3 protein-coding genes and 1 pseudogene are annotated in these 5,578 nt (G+C 71.6%); 3 read left to right on the top strand and 1 reads right to left on the bottom strand.

Features of this window, described 5'->3' with window-relative positions; all coding sequences use genetic code 11:
• The first annotated feature begins 141 nt into the window (after positions 1-141).
• Positions 142-3,903 (top strand): ABC transporter ATP-binding protein, encoded by a 3,762-nt coding sequence (locus tag AB0M56_RS34320; protein WP_364183967.1) that lies wholly within the window; start codon positions 142-144, stop codon positions 3,901-3,903.
• A gap of 54 nt (positions 3,904-3,957) precedes the next feature.
• Entirely contained in the window at positions 3,958-4,590 is a 633-nt protein-coding gene (locus AB0M56_RS34315) for a DUF4291 domain-containing protein (RefSeq protein ID WP_364183964.1), read from the top strand.
• On the opposite strand, the gene AB0M56_RS34310 is transcribed toward AB0M56_RS34315, so the two are convergent.
• Entirely contained in the window at positions 4,587-4,859 is a 273-nt protein-coding gene (locus tag AB0M56_RS34310; protein WP_364183961.1) for a hypothetical protein, read from the bottom strand. The two genes, AB0M56_RS34315 and AB0M56_RS34310, sit on opposite strands and share 4 nt — an antisense overlap.
• A 322-nt stretch (positions 4,860-5,181) precedes the next feature.
• On the opposite strand from AB0M56_RS34310, the pseudogene AB0M56_RS34305 reads away from it, so the two are divergent.
• A pseudogene (locus AB0M56_RS34305) lies at positions 5,182-5,484 on the top strand (hypothetical protein); the annotation flags it as partial.
• Positions 5,485-5,578 lie beyond the last annotated feature (94 nt).

Here is a 5,578-nt window from a genome sequence, read left to right as displayed (position 1 = left end):
TTGCCGTGAGCCGCGATGCGTTGCGGCGCAAGGGCTTTCTTTGCCGGGTCGCGGTCGGGCGGCGGCGGCTGAAGGGGTGAAGGGACCCGTCATCCCTTCAAAGCGGAATAAAAAGTCGGTCCCCGTGCCTAGATTGAGAACGTGACCACCACTGCGACGCGCGCGCGTCAAGACCGCCCGGCTGCTGAGACGCCGGCTGCTCCCGTCGGCTGGGTCCGAAGGCTCTCGGCCGCGTGCTGGGAGCACCGGGGCGTCGTCGTGCTCGCGATGGCCGCGGCGATCCTGTCCGTGGGCGTGCAGGCGGCGAGCCCGCTGCTCGTGCGCACAGCGGTCGACGACGCGGTGGCGGGGCACACCGCGGGCCTCGGCGGCATCGCGGCCGCGCTGGTCACGCTGCAGGTGGTGGCGTTCGGCTCGGCGTTCCTGCGCCGCTACGTCGGCGGCCGGCTCGCGCTCGACGTGCAGCACGACCTGCGCAACCGCGTGTTCGGCTCCGTCTCGCGGCTCGACGGCGGCAAGCAGGACGCACTGCGCACCGGCCAGGTGGTCTCGCGGGCGATCTCCGACCTGCAGCTCGTGACCGGGCTGCTGATGCAGGTCCCGCTGTCGGCGGGGTCGGTGATCTTCGCGCTCCTCGCGCTGGGGGCGATGCTGTGGATGTCGCCGCTGCTCACGCTCATCGCGCTGGTGGTGGCTCCGGCCGTCGGCATCATCGTCACGTTGAGCCGCAAACGGCTCTTCCCGGCCACGTGGTCGGCGCAGCAGCGCGCGGCCGACGTGGCGCAGCAGGTGGAGGAGACCGTCACCGGCGTGCGCGTGGTGAAGGGCTTCGGCCAGGAGTCGCGTGAGGTCTCGCGACTGGAACGCACGGCGCGGCGGTTGTTCGCCGAACGGCTGCGCGCGGCCAAGCTGTCGGCGGTGCCCACGGCCACGACCACCGCGCTGCCGGCCGCCGGCCAGGTCGCGGTGCTCGCGATCGGCGGCGTCCTGGCGCTGAACGGCCAGATCAGCCTCGGCACCTTCCTCGCGTTCGCCACCTACCTCGCCACGCTGATCGGGCCCGCTCGGATGCTGTCCGGCCTGGTGGTGCAGGCGCAGCTCACGCGCGCGGGCGCCGAACGCGTGTACGAGCTCATCGACGCACAGCCCGACGTGGTGGACCGCCCCGACGCGCAGCCACTGCCCGAGGGCCCGCTCGGCGTCGAACTGGAAGACGTGAAGTTCGGCTACACCCGCAGCGAGCCGGTGCTCGACGGCCTCACGCTCACGGCGCGGCCGGGCGAGACACTCGCGCTGGTGGGCACCGCGGGGTCGGGCAAGTCCACGATCTCGCTCCTGCTGCCGCGGTTCTACGACGCGCACGCCGGCGTGGTCCGCGTCGGCGGCCTCGACGTGCGCGATGTGCCGCTGAAGCAGCTACGGCAGGCGATCGGCGTCGTGTTCGAGGAGGCGTTCCTGTTCTCCTCGTCGGTGCGCGACAACATCGCCTACGGCCGCCCCGACGCGAGCGACGAAGAGGTGTACGCGGCGGCGCGCGCGGCCGAGGCCGACGAGTTCATCCGCGCCCTGCCCCTCGGCTACGACACGGAGGTCGGCGAGCGCGGCCTCACGCTCTCGGGCGGGCAGCGCCAGCGCCTGGGCCTCGCGCGGGCGCTGATGACCGACCCACGCGTGCTGATCCTGGACGACGCGACGTCGGCGATCGACACCGTCACCGAGGCCGCGATCCACGACACGCTGCGCTCGGTCACGGCCTCGCGCACCACCTTGCTCATCGCACACCGCCGCTCCACGCTGCAGCTCGCCGACCGGATCGCCGTGCTCGACCAGGGCAAGGTCGTCGACGTCGGCACGGAGGAGGAGCTGCAGGCGCGCTGCCCGCTGTTCCGCGAACTCGTGGCGGGCCCAGGCGACGACGTCGAGAAGCCGCACCGCTGCGAGGGCCTCGAGCCCGACGCCGGCGGCATCACGCCGGTGTTGTGGCCGCGCGACGACCGCGACGAGGTCGACGCGCTCGCCGAAGCCGCCGCCGCTCGCGGGGCCACACCGGGCGGTGGAACCGGTTTCGCCGGCGGCGGTGGCGCGGGGGCCGACGTACCGCCGACGCCGGAGCTGCTGGAAGGCGTGCGCAAGCTGCCGACCGCCGACGACCGGCCACGACTGTCCGAAGTGGACGTCACGGCCGCCGACCCGGGGTTCCGGCTTTCGCGGCTGCTGCGGCCCGTGCGGTGGCCGCTGATCGCGGTGATCGCGCTGGTGGCGGCCGACGCGCTGGCGTCGCTGGCGCTGCCCGCGCTGTACCAGCGAGGGGTGGACCACGGCGTGCAGCCGGGTGTCGTCAGCGTGATCTGGCTGATGGCGGGCATCGGCGCACTAGTCGTCGCGGCCGACTGGTTCGTGGTGCGCGGCCAGACGCGGCTCACCGCGCGCGTCGGCGAGACGGTGCTGTACTCCCTGCGCGTACGCAGCTACGCGCACCTGCAGCGGCTAGGGCTCGACTACTACGAGCGCGAGCTGTCCGGGAAGATCATGACCCGGATGACCACGGACGTCGATGCGTTGTCCACGTTCCTGCAGACCGGTCTCGCCACGGCCGTGGTGAGCGTGCTGACGCTGGCGGGCATCACCGTGGCGCTGCTGGTCACCGACGCGTCGCTGGCGTTGTACGCGCTTGCCCTCCTGCCCATTCTGCTGGTGTCGACGGTGATCTTCCGGCGCGTTGCTTCGCGGGCGTACTCCGAAGCGCGCGAGAAGGTAAGCGTGGTCAACGCCGACCTGCAGGAGAACGTGAGCGGCCTGCGGGTCGCCCAGGCATACACGCGCGAAGAGCGCTCGGCGGAGGCGTTCGCTTCACGCAGCGACGCGTACCGGCGGTCGAGGTTGCGGGCCCAGCGCTATGTCGCCACGTACTTCCCGCTGGTGGCGCTGATGTCGGACCTGGCGACCACCACGGTGCTCGTGGTCGGCGCCAACCGCGTGGCCGCGGGCACGCTGGAGGCCGGTGTGCTGCTCGGGTTCCTGCTGTACCTGCAGCAGTTCTTCTCGCCGATCCAGCAGCTGTCGGCGGTATTCGACGGCTACCAGCAGGCGGCCGTCGGCCTGTCCCGCATCGGCGACCTACTGCGCACGCCGACGTCGGTGCCGCCCGCCGCGCACCCGATCGCGCTGCCGGACCACCTGAGCGGCGAGGTGACGTTCAAGGACGTCGACTTCTCCTACACGGGCGCCGAGCAGCCGGCGCTGGAGAAGCTGTCGCTGGACGTGGCGCCGGGTGAGACCGTGGCGCTGGTCGGCGCGACGGGCGCGGGCAAGTCCACGGCGGTGAAGCTGGTGGCGCGCTACTACGACGCCACGGGCGGCGCGGTGCTGATCGACGGCGTCGACGTCCGCGAGTACGACTTGCCCGGCCTGCGCGCTCGCATGGGTGTGGTGCCGCAGGAGGCGCACCTGTTCTCCGGCACGGTCGCCGACAACGTCCGCTACGGCCGACCCGGCGCGACCGACGCGGAGGTCGAGGCGGCCGTCCGCTCGGTCGGCGCGCTCGACGGCGTCGCCGCCCTGCCCGCCGGCTTCCTCCAGCCCGTCGGCGAACGCGGCCGGTCGCTGTCCGCGGGCCAGCGCCAGCTCGTCGCGCTCGCCCGCGCCGAGCTCGTGAACCCCGACGTCCTGCTGCTCGACGAGGCCACCGCCGCTCTCGACCCCTCCACCGAGGCGGCCGTACTGCGCGCCACCGAACACCTCTCGCGCCGCCGCACTACCTTCGTCGTCGCGCACCGCCTGGCCACCGCCGCGAAGGCCGACCGCATCGTCGTCCTCGACCACGGCCGCATCATCGAACAGGGCACCCACGCCGAACTGCTGGCGGCCGGCGGCCACTACGCCCGCTTGTGGTCCCTCGGCTGACGTCGGCGGAAAAGCCTTCGCCAGGCACCGGCGCACGACACGAGAATCAGGAGGGTGTTCGAAGAGACGGTATTCGAAGCGGCCAGGGTCCCGGCCCATCAGATCCGCGCGCGCCACGACGACCGGACGATCCGCGTCTACCAGGCGTACTCACCGGAGATCGCCGACGCGGCGTTGGCCGCCGGCACGTTCGTGGCGCCGTTCAAACGGGAGCGGATGACATGGATCAAGCCGTCGTTCACGTGGATGGGCTACCGCTGCGGCTGGGCGACCAAGCCCGGCCAGGAGCGCGCCCTGGCGCTCGACATGACCCGCGAGGGCTTCGCCTGGGTGCTCGCCCACGCGGCGCTGAGCCACTTCGACCCGCGCGTGCACCGCGACCAGGCAGCGTGGAAGGCCGCGATGCGGACCAGCCCGGTCCGCGTGCAGTGGGACCCCGAGCGTGACGTGCACCACCGGCCGCTGCCGCATCGCTCGGTCCAGCTCGGGCTGGGCGGCGAGGCCGTGGACCGGTACGTGGACGAGTGGATCACCGCGGTCACCGACGTCACGCCGGTCATGCGCGCCATCCGTGAGCGCCTCGCCGACGGGCGGGTCACCGAAGCGCGGGCGCTGCTGCCGGCCGAGCCGCCGTACCCGTTGTCCGCCGAGCTGGCGGAGGCCGTAAACGCGACCGAAGAGAACTAAGGCAGCTCACGCCACGCCAGCTCGCCCCACCCGGCCGACGTGACCTCCGCCTCGGAGGCCCAGCGGATCGTGCCCGGGCGGACGTGGCTGTCCTGGTCGATGGACCAGTCGGGTTCGCAGGGTGCGACGTGCTCGAAGTCCTCAATGCCGGCGGGGGTGTGCCAGACCACACCACAGGAGTCGCACATGAGGACGACCTTGCCGTTCTCGACGACCAGGGGGCGGATGAGCCCCTGGTCCCAGAACGAGGGACATTCGACGAGCCACATCGTGCTGCACCACCTCGGAGCGCCAGGGCGGCCGCACAGCCGACGTGTGCCGCATCCTCCCGACAGTGCACCGGGTGGGCGTGAACGCGTGCGGGCGCCTCGGCGAAGGAGGCCCCAACGTTGCCCGAAATAGTCGTGACCGGCGGATCTCCTCTACCTCAAAAGTCCGCTCCTCGGGACACTTGATCGAGTCAGTGATCGATCCCCTAGTGCGCCAGGCCTCACAGAGGGCAGTTCCATCACACGGCCGTCACAGAGGGGGTTAGCCTGGTAGGCGCATTAGCACAGACAAGATCGAGACGGATAGAGGCGAGCCCAAGCCGTGTCCAGCAGCAGCCCTGCGTCACAGTTCGGCCCTAACGAGTGGCTGGTCGAGGAAATGTACGACCAGTTCCTCGCGGACCCTTCCTCAGTCGATGCCGCCTGGCACGACTTCTTCGCAGACTTCAAGCCGACGCAGACGGCACAGGCGAAGGCCGACAGTGCGCGCCAGAGCGCGGCCACCACTGCGGCCAGCGGAAACGGCCACGCGACCGAACCGTCCGCCAAGGCGGTCCAGAACGCCGAGTCGGCCGCCCGGCAGTCGGCGCCGGCCAAGCCGGCCGCCGCCCCCGCGCCGGCGCCGGCGCCGTCGAGCGTAGGTTGCTGTGCTACCGCCCGTCAATGTCACATCGATGTGAGGTGCCCGATGTGAGAATCACGGTATGGCTGAATTGGTG

This window comes from Amycolatopsis sp. NPDC051372 (assembly GCF_040682095.1).
Taxonomy (GTDB): domain Bacteria; phylum Actinomycetota; class Actinomycetes; order Mycobacteriales; family Pseudonocardiaceae; genus Amycolatopsis.
Note: the sequence above shows the minus strand (reverse complement) of the source record. Positions and strands in the feature narration are given on the sequence as shown.

Bases quoted from the DNA above. Each gene is read 5' to 3' on its own strand.
- AB0M56_RS34310 (WP_364183961.1), bottom strand. From the start codon at position 4,859: ATGTGGCTCGTCGAATGTCCCTCGTTCTGGGACCAGGGGCTCATCCGC.